Source organism: Faecalibacterium sp. Marseille-Q3530, assembly GCF_017377625.1.
Classification (GTDB): domain Bacteria; phylum Bacillota; class Clostridia; order Oscillospirales; family Ruminococcaceae; genus Faecalibacterium; species Faecalibacterium prausnitzii_E.
This window is the reverse complement of record NZ_JAFREH010000012.1, coordinates 43,422-59,157: the sequence shown is the minus strand read 5'-3', so window position 1 is coordinate 59,157 and position 15,736 is coordinate 43,422. Positions and strand designations below refer to the sequence as shown.

Sequence of the window (15,736 nt, the reverse complement as noted above, 5' to 3'; positions counted from 1 at the left end):
TGATTACTCCTTTTCAGATTTCGAGGCGGGTTCGGGGACCAGCCAGTGCAGGGTGGTGTGGCGGATGATCCAGTCCAGCAGCATCAGGGCAGCGGGCAGGACGATCAGGATGACAGCCATGCTGATGAGTGCGCCGCGGGAGATGAGCAGGCAGATGCTCTTCAGCAGCTCCATCTTGCTGATGGCTGCCACGCCGACGGTGGCGGCGAAGAAGGTCAGGCCGCTGGTCAGGATGGACTGGCTGCAATGCTCCAGCGACTGCTGGGCTGCTTCCTTCGGAGTGCGGCCGTAGCTGCGCTCCTCGTGGTAACGGGTGGTCATCAGGATGGAGTAGTCCACGGTCGCGCCCAGCTGGATGGTGCCGATGACGATGCTGGCGATGAACGGCAGCTGGGTGCCGGTGAAGTACGGGATGCCCATGTTGATGGAGATGGCGGCTTCAATGCTGGCCACCAGCAGCACCGGGATGGACAAGCTGCGGAAGGAGATCAGGATGATGACGGCAACGGCCAGGATGGACCAGACGTTGACGTTTTTGAAGTCCACATCCGCGACCTCGATCAGGTCTTTGGTCATGGCACCCTCGCCGGTGATGACGCCTTCGGGGTCCACCGCCTTGATGGCGGTGTTCATCTCGTCCAGCTGGTTGTTGATGGCGTCGGTACCGGTCTTATAGGAGCTGTTGGCGAGGATGAGCTTGTACCCGCCGGACTGCAGGATCTCGGTCACGCTGTCGGGCAGCAGGCCGGTATCAAAGCCGGGGCCGGTGACGGAATCCAGGCTGATGACCTGAGTGATGCCGTCCACGTCCTTGAGTTCGTCGCACAGGTCGGAGACCTGGGTGGCGGTCAGGTCGTCATGCACCAGAATGAAGTGCGAGGTGGTCATGCCGAAATCCTCGCCCAGCTTGTTGGTGCCGACGATGCCGGTCAGGTCCTGGGGCAGCGAATCGAACAGGGTGTAGTAGACTTCGGTCTTCTGCTGCGCCACCACAAAGGGCACCAGCAGCACGAGGAAGACCGCCACAATGGGGGCTGCGTGTTTGGAGACGAAGTAGCTGGTCTTGGTCAGCTGCGGGATGATGGTGCGGTGCTTGTATTTCTCGACCCACTTATCAAAGGTCAGGATCAGTGCCGGCAGGATGACGACGGTGCAGATGACGCCCAGCGCCACGCCTTTTGCCATGACGATGCCGATGTCGCGGCCCAGCGTCAGGCGCATGGCGCACAAGGCCAGGAAGCCTGCGATGGTGGTCAGCGACGAAGCGGAAATGGAGGTCATGGTCTTGCAGATGGCGCTGACCATGGCTTCCTCATTGGAGGAGCGAAGCTCTTTTTCCTCCTGATAGCGGTGCAGCAGGAAGATGGAGAAGTCCATCGTAACGCCCAGCTGCAGCACGGTGGACAGCGCCTGGGTGATGTAGCTGATCTGGCCGAGGAAGATGTTCGTACCAAAGTTGTACACGATGGGGAACAGCAGGCCCAGCATGAACAGCACCGGGGTGATGGTGCTCTCCAGCGATAGGAACAGCACCAGCATACTAGCGCCCACAGCGCACAGGATATACAGCGGCATCTCCTCATTGATCAGGGCCTTGGTGTCCTGCAGGATGACGCTCATGCCGCCAAAGAAGGTATCCTTCCGGAGCACCTTCTTGATCTGCTGGACCGCGTTCATCGTCTCGTCGCTGGCGCTGGGGCCGTCGAACCGGACGATGAGCATGGTGGAATCATTTTTGCCGAACATGAACTGCTGGATGTCCGCCGGGAGCATCTCGGTAGGGATGCTGGGGTCGATCACATCGCTCAGCCAGAAGGTCTGGGTGACACCGGGCACGGCGTCGATGTCCTTCTTCATGGCGATGAGCTCGTTCGTGGGCAGGCCCTCGACCGTGATCATACCGGTGGAGGCCAGATGGAAGTCGTCCTCCAATGCCCGTTCGCCGATCATGGAGTCAAGCTCCTGCGGCAGATAGGTGAGGACGTCGTAGTTGATGCGGGTGGCAACGGCGCCTATCGCGGAAGGGATCAACAGCAGGATGGCTACTGTTAAGATCAGTTTGCGCAGACGCACAATGCCCTGTGCGATCTTTTTCATGAAAACCCTCCATTGAAATGTTGGAACAGAATTGGCGTTCAAAAATGACTCGCAGTCACTTCTGAGCAAGCACTATTATAACCAGCTGGCGGAAAGTGTCAAGACAAAAACTGACCAAACGTCAGTTTTTTTATCATCCACTGAAAATTGTCTAACACCGATCGGCTATTTGGGGCTTGCGCCGGGAGGAAAGCATTGCTAAAATAATGTTTACACGACAGAACATCGCAGAAAAGAGGAATCGACCCAAAGCATGAATACCGTGGAAGGCAAAAAGCAGGAAAAGCGCCGGGCGCTTCTGGATGCAGCATACGAGCTGTTCCTGGAACGGGGCGCATCCAAGACCAGCGTGGAGGATATCACCTCCCGCGCCAAGGTGGGCAAAGGCACCTTCTATCTCTATTTTGCCGATAAAGGTGCTGTGACCCAGGCGCTTCTGGCCCGCGTGAGCTACCAGCTGCTGGACGACGCCGTGACGGCCTGTGAGCGCGCCAGCGCGCCGATGGATTTTCCCGACAAGATGATCTTCGTCATCGACCACATCATCGAGGCCCTGCGGAACGACACCCTGATGCTCCGTTTTCTGGAGCGCAGCTTCGTCTGGCCGGGGCTGGACAAGATCGAAGCCTCCGGCGAGGCCGAGCCGCTGATGCGCAAACTGCTCCACGCCATCATGTCCAGCCCCGAAATGGCCGGCCTGACCGAGCGCGAAGTCTACCAGCGCATCACGGCGCTGGGCAGCATGTGCATGTCGGTGTGCTACTCGTCCATCCTCGAAGGCAAACCTGACCACATCGACGCCATGAAACCTGTGCTCTACAACATCATCCGGAAGGCTCTGCAATGATTTTTGCAGAAATTTGCAAAAAAGGCTTGCAATTTGGCCAAAGATGTGGTATCATAATCGAGTCGATACGACATCTGGACGGTTAGCTCAGCTGGTAGAGCATCTGCTTGACGTGCAGGAGGTCACAGGTTCGAGTCCTGTACCGTCCACCATACAGTTCGTACTCGAACCCGATTCTTTACGAAAAAGGGTTCGGGTACGTTTTTTGTTTATCGGAGGTTTTGCGGAAAGAGTACGCAGAGCGGTAAACGAACAAAGGCAGGGTATCATCGTGGTGATGGTATCCTGCCTTTTGTTTTGCGGGATCAAGTTCGCTTTGTGCGAACTTGGTCGCCCCTATATGGAACGTTTCTGGTCAGCTGTCAAAAACATATAAAAAATATTATATAACGTCATTTAATACAGGATCGTCAAAATCATTAATGTTGACGTTGTTCGTTTCAAGGAGTATAATATAGTCATTCAATTAAGAGAATCAACTTGGAGAAAGTTATGTATATTTCAGTTAATGATGCCGCTGTGAAATTTAATATTTCAAAAAGACGTGTTCAAACTTTGTGTGAGCAGGGCCGTATTAGCGGTGCAGATATGGTTGGAGGCGTATGGCGGATACCTGAAGCCGCTCCCAAACCTATTGATGGTCGAAAAAATTATGCCAATCATACTAAGCCTGATTCTGGCTGTGGCGTTTCGGAAATTTTTAATATTGATGACGTATGTAAAAGATTATCTGTATCAAAGGCTACGGTAAAAAACTGGATTCGCCTTGGGAAAATTGTTCCTGACGTAGACAATCAGTTGTTTAGCCGTGGATATATCGAAAAATTAGTTAAAGAAATTAAAACGTCTTCAAACACACAACTAAAAAGTCGCAGAAACAAAAAGAACTTTACAGGTAGAATGCTCTATAAAGATTATATCCATACTGTGGAGAATCAAAAATTAGTTGCTGAAATTCTAGAGCTTGATATTGTTAAGGATGAAAGCGATATTCTGGTAATTCTTGCAAATTTTGCTGTTCAGCTTTATTATCAGAGCCGAAAAATATGGTATTCAGATAATAATCTTCTTGTGCAATTTTTATCTAATGAGCATTTTGATGAATTTTGCGTTTTGATCAAAGATCTAGTTGGAACATGTACGATTGACTCCGCGTTATTAGAAAGATTACAACCAATTTTAATAAAAAAAATCTTCTTTGTTGAAGGAGAAGATTCATTGGGGTTTATCTATATTTCTTTGAGAGATATTGCTCAAAGAAAACGCTCTGGCGCTTATTATACGCCTGAAAAAGTTGTAAGTCAATTGATAGAGAATCTATATGACAATGACCCGAATTTAAGAGAGAAAACAATTTGTGATCCTTGTTGTGGTACAGGAAATTTCTTGTTACAGCTTGGAATGAAAGGAATGGATTGTTCAAAACTATATGGTCAGGATATTGATTTCACAAGCATCCATATAACTCGAATTAACATCGCTCTTATGACACCTCAAATAACCATTGATGAACTTTATTCAAGGTTTATTGTTGGTAATACATATTTTAAAACCTTTAAAAAAAGTTTCGATATTGTTCTTGGAAATCCACCTTGGGGAAGTGATTTTTCTGAGATGGATAAAGCCTTATGCCGAAAGCTTTTTCGGACTGCGGCAGGGAAAAATATAGAGTCATATGATTTATTTGTGGAGAAAGCGTTAACCATGCTTGCGCATAATGGTATAATGGCATTTGTTTTGCCTGAATCTATCTTAAGCGTAGCTGTACATGAAGCGGTACGAAAACTACTGCTCGAAAATTGTTCTTTCAAATTTGTTTCTTATTTAGGAAATGTCTTTTCTGGTGTCCAGTGCCCCTCTATAATTTTAGGAGTGGCGCTTGATGATTCTAAAACAGTAGTTGGGTGCAAGATCTCCATTGGAAATCACTTCTTTATTATTTCGGAAAATCGTTCTTTTTCGCAAGAGCTTTTTTCTTTCAATGTTTCGGACGAAGAGAACAAGTGTTTGAATTCAATTAGTGAAATAAAAAACGCTGCATTCTTAAAAGGGAATGCCATATTTGCTCTCGGAATCGTTACAGGTAACAACAGAGAATACGTATCCGCATCTAAATATGCCGGCTATGAGCTTGTTCTAAAAGGCAGTGATATACAAAAATATAAAATTGTTCCTTCCGAAAACTACATTCGATTTACTCCAAAGTCTTTCCAACAAGTAGCTCCCATAGAAATTTACAGGGCAAAAGAAAAGCTTTTATACCGATTTGTTTGCGATGTTCCGGTATTTGCGTATGATGATAAGCAAACACTTTCTTTGAATAGTTGCAATATCGTAATTCCCAAGATTGAAGGCCTTGCGATGAAATATGTGCTCGCAATTCTTAATTCCAGCGTGGCGGCTTTTTTCATTTCAAAAAAATTTAATTCTGTTAAATTGCTCCGTTCGCATATCGAGCAAATACCGATACCTGTTGTTTCAGCGGAAATTCAAACTACTATTATAGAAAAAGTAGACCACATAATGAATTCTACCGAAAACCTCTGTGGTCTATATAGTGAGTTGGATAATGTAATTATGGATTTATATCATCTAGAACCAAAAGACAGAGAGATTATAAAAATAGCTTTGTCTGAAAAAAATCTATTTATCGGTTCTTGACTTGACTTTTAGCGTAAACGGCATTGAGTATATTTTTTTCTTTTACAGCAAAAGGAAGAAGCTCATCTTCGGTCATAAATACTTGTCCTTCAAATACCGCATTGTCCGCAGTTCCTGTGTGCTCATTTCTATGTTGTGAACCAAGCTTTCCAGTTTCAAGCAATTCATTGCTGCTCAAAACCCAATAAAGCAATGCGTCTCGGCAAGTGCCAATCCAAATGAACACATCACAGCATGATGGTTTTAACTGCTGATAGTGATACTTGAATCCAGCGCTATGCGCCTCTGTATGCAGGTAAGCTCTACTGGCCAAATTTCCACTACCTTTTGTACTATTTGCCCTGCAAGCCTTGACCTCGATTCTAATGCCATCTATCCAGAGATCAAATTCGCCATCAAAAGCAGGATATACATCAACGAGATTTTCTTTTGTGGCTTTAATGAATTGCGGAAACAGCTTTCGGATATGTTCTTCTCCCCAGGTTTGACCATACGTACGAGGTGCCATATCGAACAGTTCAAGATACTGATTTCTACCGCAATAGTCCCTGTCGAGTCTAACATATTCGTCATATGTGATTTTACCAAGAGACATAAGGTATACCAAAATTCTGCTTTCACAGCTAAATGGATATAACTCTTTTTCTTGCGTTATAAGGGAGATTTCTTCCTTACTGCATTTCGAGCGATTTAATAAAGTCTCGATTTCTTCTCTTAGTTGCTTCATATTTCCTCCTTCGGTGTAAGAAGTAGCTTATAGGGTTCAATGCCAAGTGCATCTGCAATTCTTTGAATATTCTCCAATGAAATGCTCCTACGAAAACACTCAATAGCACTAATATAGGTTCTGTGCATACCGCATTTTTCCGCAAACACCTCTTGTGATAATCCAGCTTGCAATCGGTAATATCTAACATTCGTTCCAAAAACTTTGACTATGTCCATGGTTGTAATCCTCCATAATATATGCTACAATGATGAATACAATAAGTCTACATACAATAAGTAACTGTGCTTTGAGGATGTGATCAGATGGCTAAAAGTATAATAAGTAAAATTGTGTATTTCGATAAAGAAACCATTCGTAATATTCTGCAAGAAAGAGATCATGGCGAGCTTTCAAGGATCACAGATGTTTCTTCAGCTATTCAAAGTCAAATTTCAGCTACTGCGGAGGCCTCAACATCGTTGAAACTAGAAGTTCCGCTGTTTTCAAGAATAGCCTTTTTATTCACTGGTAAAATTGATGCATCTTACGTCATTAAGAAAGATAGTTCAACCACTATATCTTCAACCGAAATCTCTGAATTTGAAAAGCTGAAACCGCTTCTTGTAACTATTCCAAATGTCCAGCTTACGGATATTGAAAATTCCTCAACATCGCTCAGAGTGGCTGGCGGATATCTTAAAATTGTCAAGGGAGGGATCGATGGCGTAGATGCAAAAGAATTCAAAACTGTAATGGATAGCTATGATGGATATGATACTTATAAGGTGGATGCAAAGTGCTATGTCCGATTTAACAATTCGGCGTTTGTAAGCAATTATAAGCGGAACGATTTACTCACAACAACCATGACACTATATTGCATACCTGTAGGAACCTTTGATAAAGAGCGGTTCGATTTTATTCAAGAAATAAGCAAAATGGAACACTTAGTATCGACTGCAAAAAAGCCCCAAACATTAGCAGATTTATACCCAGCGGAGATGGGAATGGCAAAAGCTGATACTCGGAAAGTGGACTCCTGCTCAGAAAATGTAACACTTTATGATGTTTTATATGCCTGTGTTACTGCGGAGGTATCCGATGAAAAATAAACGAAGATATCATATAATTATTGGTTCTAATGCATATTTTGATAAAAATCTTCCAGATTTTTCCGAAAGCGATGATGTAGCAACTTTTCTAGAACTTGTAAAACTTTCAGATGCAACAAGACAAAATCAGCGACTTTTTAATCAACATGCAAGTAAATTGATTGTCAAAAACAATAATTATCACGGAATTGTCGAAGCCGCACATGATCGCTTGGGCCCCCTAATTGAAGATTTGACAACTGATGATGCTGAAATTTATATTCATAATCCGCCTCGTGTTCTTAAAGAATACTTAGAGGATCAATATAAACGTGCCCTTATAGAATTTGATATTATTGCTGAAGAATACTGCATAAAGCGCGACCCCGAAATGTTCGTTAAAAACATCAAAAGTATAGCGTCATGCTTATTTGGACAGGAAAAGGCTATTGAAGAAATAAGCAAAAGTCTATGGTATTTAACGACTGTCAAACGAGAAAAGCCTTACGTAATAATGTTGTATGGCAATAGTAGCTTAGGAAAAACCGAATTGGTAAGGATGATATCCAGAAACTTTTTTGGTGGAAAATGCTTAGAGAAACATCTGTCGATGTTCAAAAATAGCAATTATTCAGAGTATTTTTTCGGAGATTCTCCCAATCGTAAAAGTTTAGGCTTTGATTTACTTGAACGAGAATCCAATTTAATATTTTTTGATGAGCTAGACAAATGTCCTGAATATTTTTTCTCTGCATTTTATACGCTGTTTGATAATACCCTTTTTAAAGATGCAACTTATGATGTCAATGTGTCTGGTATTGTAATAATTTTAACGTCCAATTATCAAACAGAAGATGAAATGAAAAAGCAGCTCGGACTTCCCATATTTTATCGCATTGATAAAATGATTCATTTTGATGATTTTAAATCCGATACAATATATGCAATTGTCAAAAATGAAATCGAATCGAGAAGAAATGAGTACGAAAGTAAATTGACACCAGAAATGATATATGCAACGGTAAGCCCTTTGATATCCGCAACAGGAGAAAATGCAAGAACTATAAAGTATAAAATTCAACAAGTGATTGAAGAATTGTTGTTTCAAGAGGTTTCCGAAAAAATGACAAAGACCAAAAGTGAATAGAGTTTTTGGTTCATAAGCAGGGTTTGGGGCAGGCACGCCCCAACAAGAGCACTTCGGAAACTCGCAAGAGTTGAGGAAGTGAAGTCCCAGATGGGCAAGAAATTTTCAAGAATTGAAAATTTGTGGCCACGGGACGGTTCTTGCTCTCAGCTAATTCGCTCAAAACGACCTTTGTACAATTGTTTCCAAATTGTTAAGACGCATAAGCGGACAAAGAACTTTTTTCTTCTGAAGTGGTGGTGTTCACTGTGGTGAGCACCACCACTTTTCTGTTTTGTTTTTCTTGCAAACAGGTGCGAAATATGGTATATAGGTTATACGAAACATTACGTTGATTCAATGATGTGCAAAGAGAGGTGCAACTATGACCGCCGTAATCTACGCCCGCTATTCATCCGACAGCCAGCGAGAAGCGTCCATTGAAGGACAACTGCGCGACTGCAAGGACTACGCCGAGAAGAACGGCATCACCGTGGTCGGCACCTACATCGACCGTGCCTACTCTGCCAAGACGGATGACCGCCCGGACTTCCAGCGGATGATTAAGGACAGCACAAAGAAAATCTTCGATGTGGTTCTGGTCTGGAAACTCGACCGCTTTGCCCGGAATCGGTTCGATGCCGTGAACTACAAGTACCAGCTGGAAAAGAACGGTGTCCATCTGGTGTCTGCCATGGAACCCATCTCGCAGGGGCCTGAAGGCATTATGGTGGAGAGTATGCTGATTGGCATGGCGGAATACTATTCCGCCGAACTCGCCCTGAAAGTGGCGCGCGGTGAGCGCGAAAACGCCCTCCAGTGCAAGTACAACGGCGGTGTGGTGCCGCTGGGCTTCACCATCGGCAAGGAGGACAGGCTGTACCATATCGACCCGGAGACGGCTCCCATCGTGCAGGAAATCTTCACCCGGTATGCCGACGGCGAACCGGCTGAGAAGATTGCGGCATCCCTGAACGAGCGCGGCCTGCGTACCCGCACCGGAAAGCCGTTCGTGAAGAACAGCTTCTTCCAGATCTTCCGCAACCGCCGCTACATCGGCGAATACCGCTACAAGGACATTGTGACGCCGGGCGGCATTCCGGCTATTGTTGACCAGGATTTGTTCGACCGGGTGCAGCAGCGTTTCGAGCAGAACAGGATCGCCCACGGTCGGCCTGCAAAAGAGGATGTGAGCTATCTGCTGACCACTAAGCTGTTCTGTGGCAAGTGCGGCACCCTGATGGGTGGCGAAAGCGGCACCAGCCACATGGGGAGCACCTACTATTATTACAAGTGCGGCAACGCCAAACGCCACGGCAAGGCGCACTGCGACCTGAAAGCCATCCGCAAGGAGCCGCTGGAACGGTTCGTGGTGGATACCGCCATTAAGGTGATTTTCAGCGATGAAATCATCGAACGGCTGATAGATTTGGTCATGGATGCCCAGCAGAAGGAGAACACACGGCTGCCTGTCCTGAAAGAGCAGCTCCGGGACACGGAGAAGCGGCTGGCAAACCTTCTGGAAGCCATTGAACAGGGCATCCTGACCCCGACCACCAAGCAGCGGCTGGACGAGCTGGAAGCTCGGAAAGAAGCTCTGAACACCAGTATTCTGGAGGAGGAACTGAAAAAGCCCGTCCTGACCCGTGAGTGGATTCGGTTCTGGCTTGAAAAATTCCGCAAGGGTGACGTGGGCAGCACGGAACACCAGCGGCAGATCATTGATACCTTTGTCAACTCGGTCTACGTCTTTGATGACCGGGTCGTACTCAATTTCAACTTCACGGATGATGCCAAAACGGTCACCCGTGAGGAAGTGTTGGGTTCGAGTGCTGTGGACAATGCTCCACCAAACGAAAGCCTCTAACGAAAGTTAGAGGCTTTTTTGTTGCGTCTGCCACTGTCTCACGTCAGAGCAGGACGGTACAGAACTCGAACAGGGCGGCTCTGACGACGCCAGTCGGCAGAGTAAGCAATCAGCCCAGTGCAACGACGACGACTGCTGCCTGCGGCAGAAACAGGGAGGAGTTGTTGGGGCCGCGTTCTGATTTTTCAAAGCCCCGCCAAGGGGCTGTGGAAAAATCAGCAAACGCAACCCGTTGCTGTTGCTTAGCCCGCAGTTCCTGGACCCGTAGGAATGTCTACCAAGGTCGTACGAACCCGATTCTTTACGAAAAAGGGTTCGGGTACGTTTTTTGTTTATCGGAGGTTTTGCGGTGCGTGTACGCACGTACGCAAGAAAACGTCAAAGTTTCACTATATCGGGGTGTTCTTTCATGGGGGAGTGTGGTATACTCGGCTTAGTTCAACAAATCGAAATTCAAGGAGGTTCTGTTATGCACACGGAGAAGAAATCCCACCGGTCTAGGATGGATCCTATTGTTGCTTTAGTTTTGATTTTTGCTGTACTAAAAGTAACAGGATTGATTTCGTGGTCATGGCTATGGGTATTCAGCCCAATTTGGATCACCCTTTTGTTTTTCGCTGCTATTTTTTCTTCCATTTTGGTCGGTGGACGAATCGTTAAAGGAAAGTGGTAACTTCCAGTTTGCCGTACTCGTTCCTAGCAGGGTTTGGGGCAGGCACACCCCAACAAGAAGCATCCGCCTTGCGTCCGTAGTCATTTTGTGATACAATCATCCTGACAGGAGGTGTCCCATATGATGCAGACATTCGTTCGCCCATCCCGCGACCTGCGCAATCATTACGCTGAAATTTCGGAGATGCTCAAAGACCATGACCATGTGATCATCACGAATCATGGTCGTGGAGAATCGGTCCTCATCAACATCGAGGACTACGCCAAGTACGAGGAGTTTATGCACCAGCGGTATGTTGCCGAGGCACTTGCCAAGGCAAAACAGCAGGCGGCTGACCCTGACACGCAGTGGGCAGACCACGAAAGCGTATGGGAGACGCTGGGCAAACAGTATGACGTATAAGATCCAATATCTGCCCCTTGCTGTGCAGGACTTGAACGAGATCGCCCGGTATCTGTCCGGCTTTTACCCGAAAACGGCCAGCCGCGTACTGAAAGAGCTGCGAGATAAAACAGGCAGGGTATCACCAAGCGGTGGTATCCTGCCTTTTGCTATTCTTCACAGAGTATGGTATACTCAGCTCAACAACTCAGAAGTTGGCATGGAGATTTATATGAGAAACTATGAAATCGAAAACGAAATGTACCGCAGGGCGGTAGAACTGATTGAAACACGGTATCCTGTCGGTTGGGGTGGTGCTGGTGTCGTGCATACATCGAATGGAAATTATTACACAAGTGTCAGCATTGAGACTGCTAACGCATCTGCTGTTTTGTGCATTGAGACAGGTGCAATGCTTGAAGCACACAAATTCAATGAAAAGGTAACGCATTGCATGTGTCTTGTCCGTAAAGATGAGAAATCCCCTTATCAGGTATTGTCTCCGTGCGGTATTTGCCAGGAGAGATTAAGATATTGGGGTGAAGATGTGCAGGTAGCAGTTACCACAGAAGAAGAAAAAATCAAGTTCGTACAGCTGAAAGAATTGCAGCCCTATCATTGGACAAAAGCATACCCCGCTGAAGAACTTGAACATTGGAACGAATAAGTTCGCGGCACTTCCTCATCGCAGAAGTGCCGCCGTTTCTCGGTTTGAAGCGCTCCGACCGCAGCAACGATATGCCAGCTTAAAGGTTCGAGCGCTATGAACACTATAAAAAGGGACTGCTGCACTGGCTTTTCGCCTTGTGCAGCAGCCCCTTTTTAGACCCCGAAAAATTCCTTGGCGATATCGGCGCTGCGCTTGGCGTCCTTCGCGTACCAGTCGGCGCCGATCTTTTCGGCGTATTCCGGCGTCAGGACGGCACCGCCGACCATGATCTTGCAGTCCAGTTTGGCTGCATGGAGGGCCGCAATGGTCTCTTCCATGCTCTTGAGGGTGGTCGTCATCAGGGCGGACAGGCCGACCAGATGCACGTTCTTCTCCCGGACGGTGTTCACGACCGTCTCCACCGGCACGTCGCGGCCCAGGTCGATGACCTCAAAGCCGTAGTTTTCGAGGATGACCTTCACGATGTTCTTGCCGATGTCGTGGACGTCCCCCTTGACCGTGGCGATGACGATGCGGCCCTTGCTCTCACTGGTGCCGCCCTTTTTGGCGATGGCCGTCTTGATCTCCTCAAAGGCGCTCTGGGCGGCGCTGGCCGCCTGCAGCAGCTGCGGCAGATAGAGGGTGCCCTTCTCGTACTTGCTGCCCACGATGTCCAGCGCCGGGATGAGGGCTTCGTCCACCAGTTCCAGCGCTTCCTTCGTCTCCAGCAGGGCGCGGGTCTGGGCGGCGGCTTCGCCCTTCAGGCCCTTTTCCACCGCCTTGATGAGGGGCGCATAGGGGCCGGAGATTTCTGCTGCATCGCCGGGCTGCGTGCCCTGCGCTGCCACGGCGTTCTGGTTCGCCTGCGCCAGCGCCGTGGAGGCGGGCACCCGGTTCGCATACCGCTCGATGTACCGGGTACTCTGGGGGTCCCGGTTGGTCAGAACGTTGTAGGCGTAGACCGCTGCCATCATCTCCTCGCTGGACGGGTTCATGATGGCGAGGTCCAGCCCCGCATACATGGCCATCGTGAGGAAGGTCGTGTTCAGGTAAGTGCGGCAGGGCAGACCGAAGCTGATGTTCGACACGCCCAGGATGGTCCGGACGCCAAGTTCCGTCTTGCAGGTGTGCAGGGCCTCCACCGTGGCGAGGACATCCTTCTGCTGGGCGCTGGCCGTCAGGGTCAGGCAGTCGATGTAAATATCCTCCTGCGGGATGCCCGCTGCCAGCGCCGCTTCCTTGATGCGGCGGGCGATGGCCACGCGGTCTTCCGCTCCGGGCTGGATGCCCTTTTTGTCAATGGCCAGGCCGACGACAGCGGCACCGTACTTTTTGCAGAGGGGCAGCACCTTTTCCAGCACTTCCGGCTCGCCATTCACCGAGTTGACGATGGGCTTGCCGTTGTAGACCCGCAGACCGCGTTCCAGTGCATCGGCGTGGGAGGAATCCAGCTGCAGCGGCAGGCTGACCACACTTTGCAGGGCCTTGACCACCTGTTCCATCAGCGCGGGCTCGTCCACACCGGGCGCACCCACATTGACGTCCAGGATCTGCGCCCCGGCCTCGGCCTGGCTGACCGCCTGTTCCAGAATGTAGTTCATATCCTGTTCGCGCAGGGCCTGCTGGAACCGCTTTTTTCCGGTGGGGTTGATCCGCTCTCCCACCACGGTGATGCCGTCCACGTTGACACAGCTGACCGGGGAGCAGATGACCGACTGCATGGGGTGGTCGGGCCGGCCGGGCTGGCAGTCTGCAAACACACCGTTCAGCAGCCGGATGAACTCCGGCGTCGTGCCGCAGCAGCCGCCTGCCGCAAAGAGGTGCAGTTCCCGGTAGGGCTTCATCTGCATGGCGTAGAGCTGCGGGGTGATATCGTAGCCGGAGCCGTCGGCGCGGGGCAGGCCCGCGTTTGGCTTGACGAAAACCGGGAAGCTGCCGGGCACGGCCTCGGCCAGCCGCTTTGCCATCGGGAAGATCTCCCTGGGGCCAAGCGAACAGTTGATGCCGATGGCATCCGCTCCCAGACCACGTGCGGTGGCCGCAAAGCTCTCGACCGTGCAGCCGGTGAAGGTGCGCCCGCCCGCCTCAAAGCTCATGCTGGCGAGGATGGGCAGAGTGCTGTTCTCTTTGGCGGCCAGCAGAGCAGCCTTCAGTTCGTATAGGTCGGTGAAGGTCTCAAAGAAGATGAGGTCAGCCCCGGCGGCAGCACCCGCCCGGACGATGCGGCCAAACTCGGCCACGGCATCTTCAAAGGCCAGTGTGCCGTTGGGCTCCAGCAGTTCGCCCAGCGGGCCGACGTCCAGCGCCGCCAGCGCGCCGTAGGGCGCACAGGCCCGCTTGCAGTTCGCGATGCCCGCCGCGATGACCTCTTCCAGCGTATATGCGCTGCCCGCCAGCTTGTGGGCCGACGCGCCGAAGGTGTTCGCATTGATGATGCGGCTGCCTGCGGCGGCATACTGCGCATGGATGCCCTCGATGAGGGCCGGGTCAGTCAGGTTCAGCTCCTCCGGGCGGGCACCCAGCTTCAGGCCGGCCGCCTGCAGCATGGTGCCCATGCCGCCGTCCAGCAGGATGGTATTCGGTTGGGTAAACAGTTCATTCACTTGCACAGGTGATTCCCCTCTTTCGATATTCGCAGCGGGTGCGCAGCACACAGTGGCCGCACCCTGCCAGATGCCCCCGGACCGGATGGTCGCTGACGCCCAGCAGCGCCGTGACGCTCTTGCGGGGCGTCATCAGGTTGCTGTCCGTCACGCAGAGGCCCGCCCGGCGGGCGGTGTCCAGTGCTGCGGCCACCAGCGGCTGCACCGTGATGGGCCAGTCGCCGTAGCCGGGCGAATAGCGGCCCGTCAGATACCTGCCCTGCCCTGCGGCCCACTGGCGCAGCTCCGCCTCGGCGGCATCTGCCATCTGCTCGGCCAATGCCGAGCCCAGCGCATCCGACGCCACCCCGGCCGCGATGTCCCCCACCCCGGCCCGGCGGATCTGCGCATCCACACCGGGGCCAAGGGTCACGGCCAGCAAAACGGCATGGCTGCAGCCGGTCAGGTGGCGGAAGACATCCTCCCCCAGCAGAAGCCCGGCCTCGGCAAGGCTCTGCACATCCCCTTCCAGCCAGACGGCGCGGGGTGTGGCCGCCGCCAGAATGGGCACGGCACATCGTTCTAATAAAGAAGCCGTCGCTTCATCCGCCGGGCCCCGCTGACCAAAATACCGCGCGGCCTGCTGCAGATCAATGGCGTCCGGCTTTTCCAGCACGAGCGGACGACTTGGCCCGATGGACATCCCGGCTCCCCTCCTTCATAAGACAAAAGAATAGATTCAGTATACAACACGAAGGGCAGACGGTCAACCAAAAATACCGCTCTGCGTCGCTGCAGAAAATTTTGAAGTTTCTTCCATAAACCTATTGACAATCTAGGTAAATGAGGATATAATGCAACCATCCAATCCACCAACTTGGTGGGAAATTCAGAGAAAGGAGGGCACCGCGATGTCGCTGATTTGGAAAAACCTGCTTCATGCAAACTTCCGTTGTGGGCGAATGTACACAGACCGGGCAGAATTCTGGACGAACTGCTGTGCTTTGCCCTCCGCCGGACGAATGTGTCCGTGCCGGTAAAGCCCCGAAACAC

At 50.1% G+C, this 15,736-nt stretch carries 13 protein-coding genes and 1 tRNA gene; 9 read left to right on the top strand and 5 right to left on the bottom strand.

Going from position 1 to position 15,736, the window contains the following annotated elements; all coding sequences use genetic code 11:
* Nucleotides 1–3: 3 nt before the first annotated feature.
* Nucleotides 4–2,097, bottom strand: a complete 2,094-nt coding sequence (locus J3350_RS10450) for an RND family transporter (protein WP_207686564.1) — start codon at nucleotides 2,095–2,097, stop codon at nucleotides 4–6.
* 253 nt (nucleotides 2,098–2,350) lie between these two features.
* On the opposite strand from J3350_RS10450, the gene J3350_RS10445 reads away from it, so the two are divergent.
* From J3350_RS10445 to J3350_RS10435, 3 genes are all read left to right on the top strand, one after another.
* Nucleotides 2,351–2,944: a TetR/AcrR family transcriptional regulator gene (locus tag J3350_RS10445; protein WP_207686563.1), complete on the top strand. Its 594-nt coding sequence runs from the start codon at nucleotides 2,351–2,353 to the stop codon at nucleotides 2,942–2,944.
* 76 nt (nucleotides 2,945–3,020) lie between these two features.
* A tRNA-Val gene (locus J3350_RS10440) sits at nucleotides 3,021–3,096 on the top strand.
* Nucleotides 3,097–3,436: 340 nt separating this feature from the next.
* Nucleotides 3,437–5,605 carry a TaqI-like C-terminal specificity domain-containing protein gene (locus J3350_RS10435; RefSeq protein WP_207686562.1) on the top strand — a complete coding sequence of 723 codons (2,169 nt, stop codon included), beginning with the start codon at nucleotides 3,437–3,439 and terminating at the stop codon, nucleotides 5,603–5,605.
* Here J3350_RS10435 and J3350_RS10430 read toward each other — a convergent pair.
* Both J3350_RS10430 and J3350_RS10425 read right to left on the bottom strand, forming a co-directional pair.
* Nucleotides 5,592–6,332, bottom strand: a complete 741-nt coding sequence (locus J3350_RS10430) for a restriction endonuclease subunit M (RefSeq protein WP_207686561.1) — start codon at nucleotides 6,330–6,332, stop codon at nucleotides 5,592–5,594. The genes J3350_RS10435 and J3350_RS10430 overlap by 14 nt on opposite strands.
* Nucleotides 6,329–6,550 (bottom strand): helix-turn-helix domain-containing protein, encoded by a 222-nt coding sequence (locus tag J3350_RS10425; RefSeq protein WP_207686560.1) that lies wholly within the window; start codon nucleotides 6,548–6,550, stop codon nucleotides 6,329–6,331. The genes J3350_RS10430 and J3350_RS10425 overlap by 4 nt, the downstream gene beginning before the upstream one ends.
* An 87-nt stretch (nucleotides 6,551–6,637) precedes the next feature.
* Here J3350_RS10425 and J3350_RS10420 point away from each other — a divergent pair, with 87 nt between their 5' ends.
* The 6 genes from J3350_RS10420 to J3350_RS10390 all read left to right on the top strand — a co-directional run bounded on the left by J3350_RS10420 (nucleotide 6,638) and on the right by J3350_RS10390 (nucleotide 12,119).
* Nucleotides 6,638–7,426: a DUF6414 family protein gene (locus J3350_RS10420; protein WP_207686559.1), complete on the top strand. Its 789-nt coding sequence runs from the start codon at nucleotides 6,638–6,640 to the stop codon at nucleotides 7,424–7,426.
* A complete protein-coding gene (locus J3350_RS10415; RefSeq protein ID WP_207686558.1) occupies nucleotides 7,416–8,552 on the top strand; it encodes an AAA family ATPase in 1,137 nt (378 codons plus the stop codon). The genes J3350_RS10420 and J3350_RS10415 overlap by 11 nt, the downstream gene beginning before the upstream one ends.
* 364 nt (nucleotides 8,553–8,916) lie before the next feature.
* A complete protein-coding gene (locus J3350_RS10410) occupies nucleotides 8,917–10,398 on the top strand; it encodes a recombinase family protein (protein ID WP_207686557.1) in 1,482 nt (493 codons plus the stop codon).
* A gap of 469 nt (nucleotides 10,399–10,867) precedes the next feature.
* Nucleotides 10,868–11,071, top strand: a complete 204-nt coding sequence (locus J3350_RS10405) for a hypothetical protein (RefSeq protein ID WP_207686556.1) — start codon at nucleotides 10,868–10,870, stop codon at nucleotides 11,069–11,071.
* 120 nt (nucleotides 11,072–11,191) lie between these two features.
* Complete coding sequence (locus J3350_RS10400) at nucleotides 11,192–11,473, top strand: type II toxin-antitoxin system prevent-host-death family antitoxin (RefSeq protein ID WP_207686555.1); 282 nt, start codon at nucleotides 11,192–11,194, stop codon at nucleotides 11,471–11,473.
* Nucleotides 11,463–12,119, top strand: coding sequence for a cytidine deaminase (locus J3350_RS10390; protein ID WP_242700252.1), 657 nt, complete (start codon nucleotides 11,463–11,465; stop codon nucleotides 12,117–12,119). Before J3350_RS10400 ends, J3350_RS10390 begins: the two co-directional genes overlap by 11 nt.
* A 155-nt stretch (nucleotides 12,120–12,274) precedes the next feature.
* Here J3350_RS10390 and J3350_RS10385 read toward each other — a convergent pair whose 3' ends face one another.
* Entirely contained in the window at nucleotides 12,275–14,710 is a 2,436-nt protein-coding gene (locus tag J3350_RS10385) for a homocysteine S-methyltransferase family protein (protein WP_207686554.1), read from the bottom strand.
* A complete protein-coding gene (locus J3350_RS10380; protein ID WP_097791408.1) occupies nucleotides 14,697–15,386 on the bottom strand; it encodes a vitamin B12 dependent-methionine synthase activation domain-containing protein in 690 nt (229 codons plus the stop codon). The genes J3350_RS10385 and J3350_RS10380 overlap by 14 nt, the downstream gene beginning before the upstream one ends.
* Nucleotides 15,387–15,736: the final 350 nt, after the last annotated feature.

Bases quoted from the DNA above. Each gene is read 5' to 3' on its own strand.
- J3350_RS10450 (WP_207686564.1), bottom strand. From the start codon at position 2,097: ATGAAAAAGATCGCACAGGGCATTGTGCGTCTGCGCAAACTGATCTTA.
- J3350_RS10445 (WP_207686563.1), top strand. From the start codon at position 2,351: ATGAATACCGTGGAAGGCAAAAAGCAGGAAAAGCGCCGGGCGCTTCTG.
- J3350_RS10435 (WP_207686562.1), top strand. From the start codon at position 3,437: ATGTATATTTCAGTTAATGATGCCGCTGTGAAATTTAATATTTCAAAA.
- J3350_RS10430 (WP_207686561.1), bottom strand. From the start codon at position 6,332: ATGAAGCAACTAAGAGAAGAAATCGAGACTTTATTAAATCGCTCGAAA.
- J3350_RS10425 (WP_207686560.1), bottom strand. From the start codon at position 6,550: ATGGACATAGTCAAAGTTTTTGGAACGAATGTTAGATATTACCGATTG.
- J3350_RS10420 (WP_207686559.1), top strand. From the start codon at position 6,638: ATGGCTAAAAGTATAATAAGTAAAATTGTGTATTTCGATAAAGAAACC.
- J3350_RS10415 (WP_207686558.1), top strand. From the start codon at position 7,416: ATGAAAAATAAACGAAGATATCATATAATTATTGGTTCTAATGCATAT.
- J3350_RS10410 (WP_207686557.1), top strand. From the start codon at position 8,917: ATGACCGCCGTAATCTACGCCCGCTATTCATCCGACAGCCAGCGAGAA.
- J3350_RS10405 (WP_207686556.1), top strand. From the start codon at position 10,868: ATGCACACGGAGAAGAAATCCCACCGGTCTAGGATGGATCCTATTGTT.
- J3350_RS10400 (WP_207686555.1), top strand. From the start codon at position 11,192: ATGATGCAGACATTCGTTCGCCCATCCCGCGACCTGCGCAATCATTAC.
- J3350_RS10390 (WP_242700252.1), top strand. From the start codon at position 11,463: ATGACGTATAAGATCCAATATCTGCCCCTTGCTGTGCAGGACTTGAAC.
- J3350_RS10380 (WP_097791408.1), bottom strand. From the start codon at position 15,386: ATGTCCATCGGGCCAAGTCGTCCGCTCGTGCTGGAAAAGCCGGACGCC.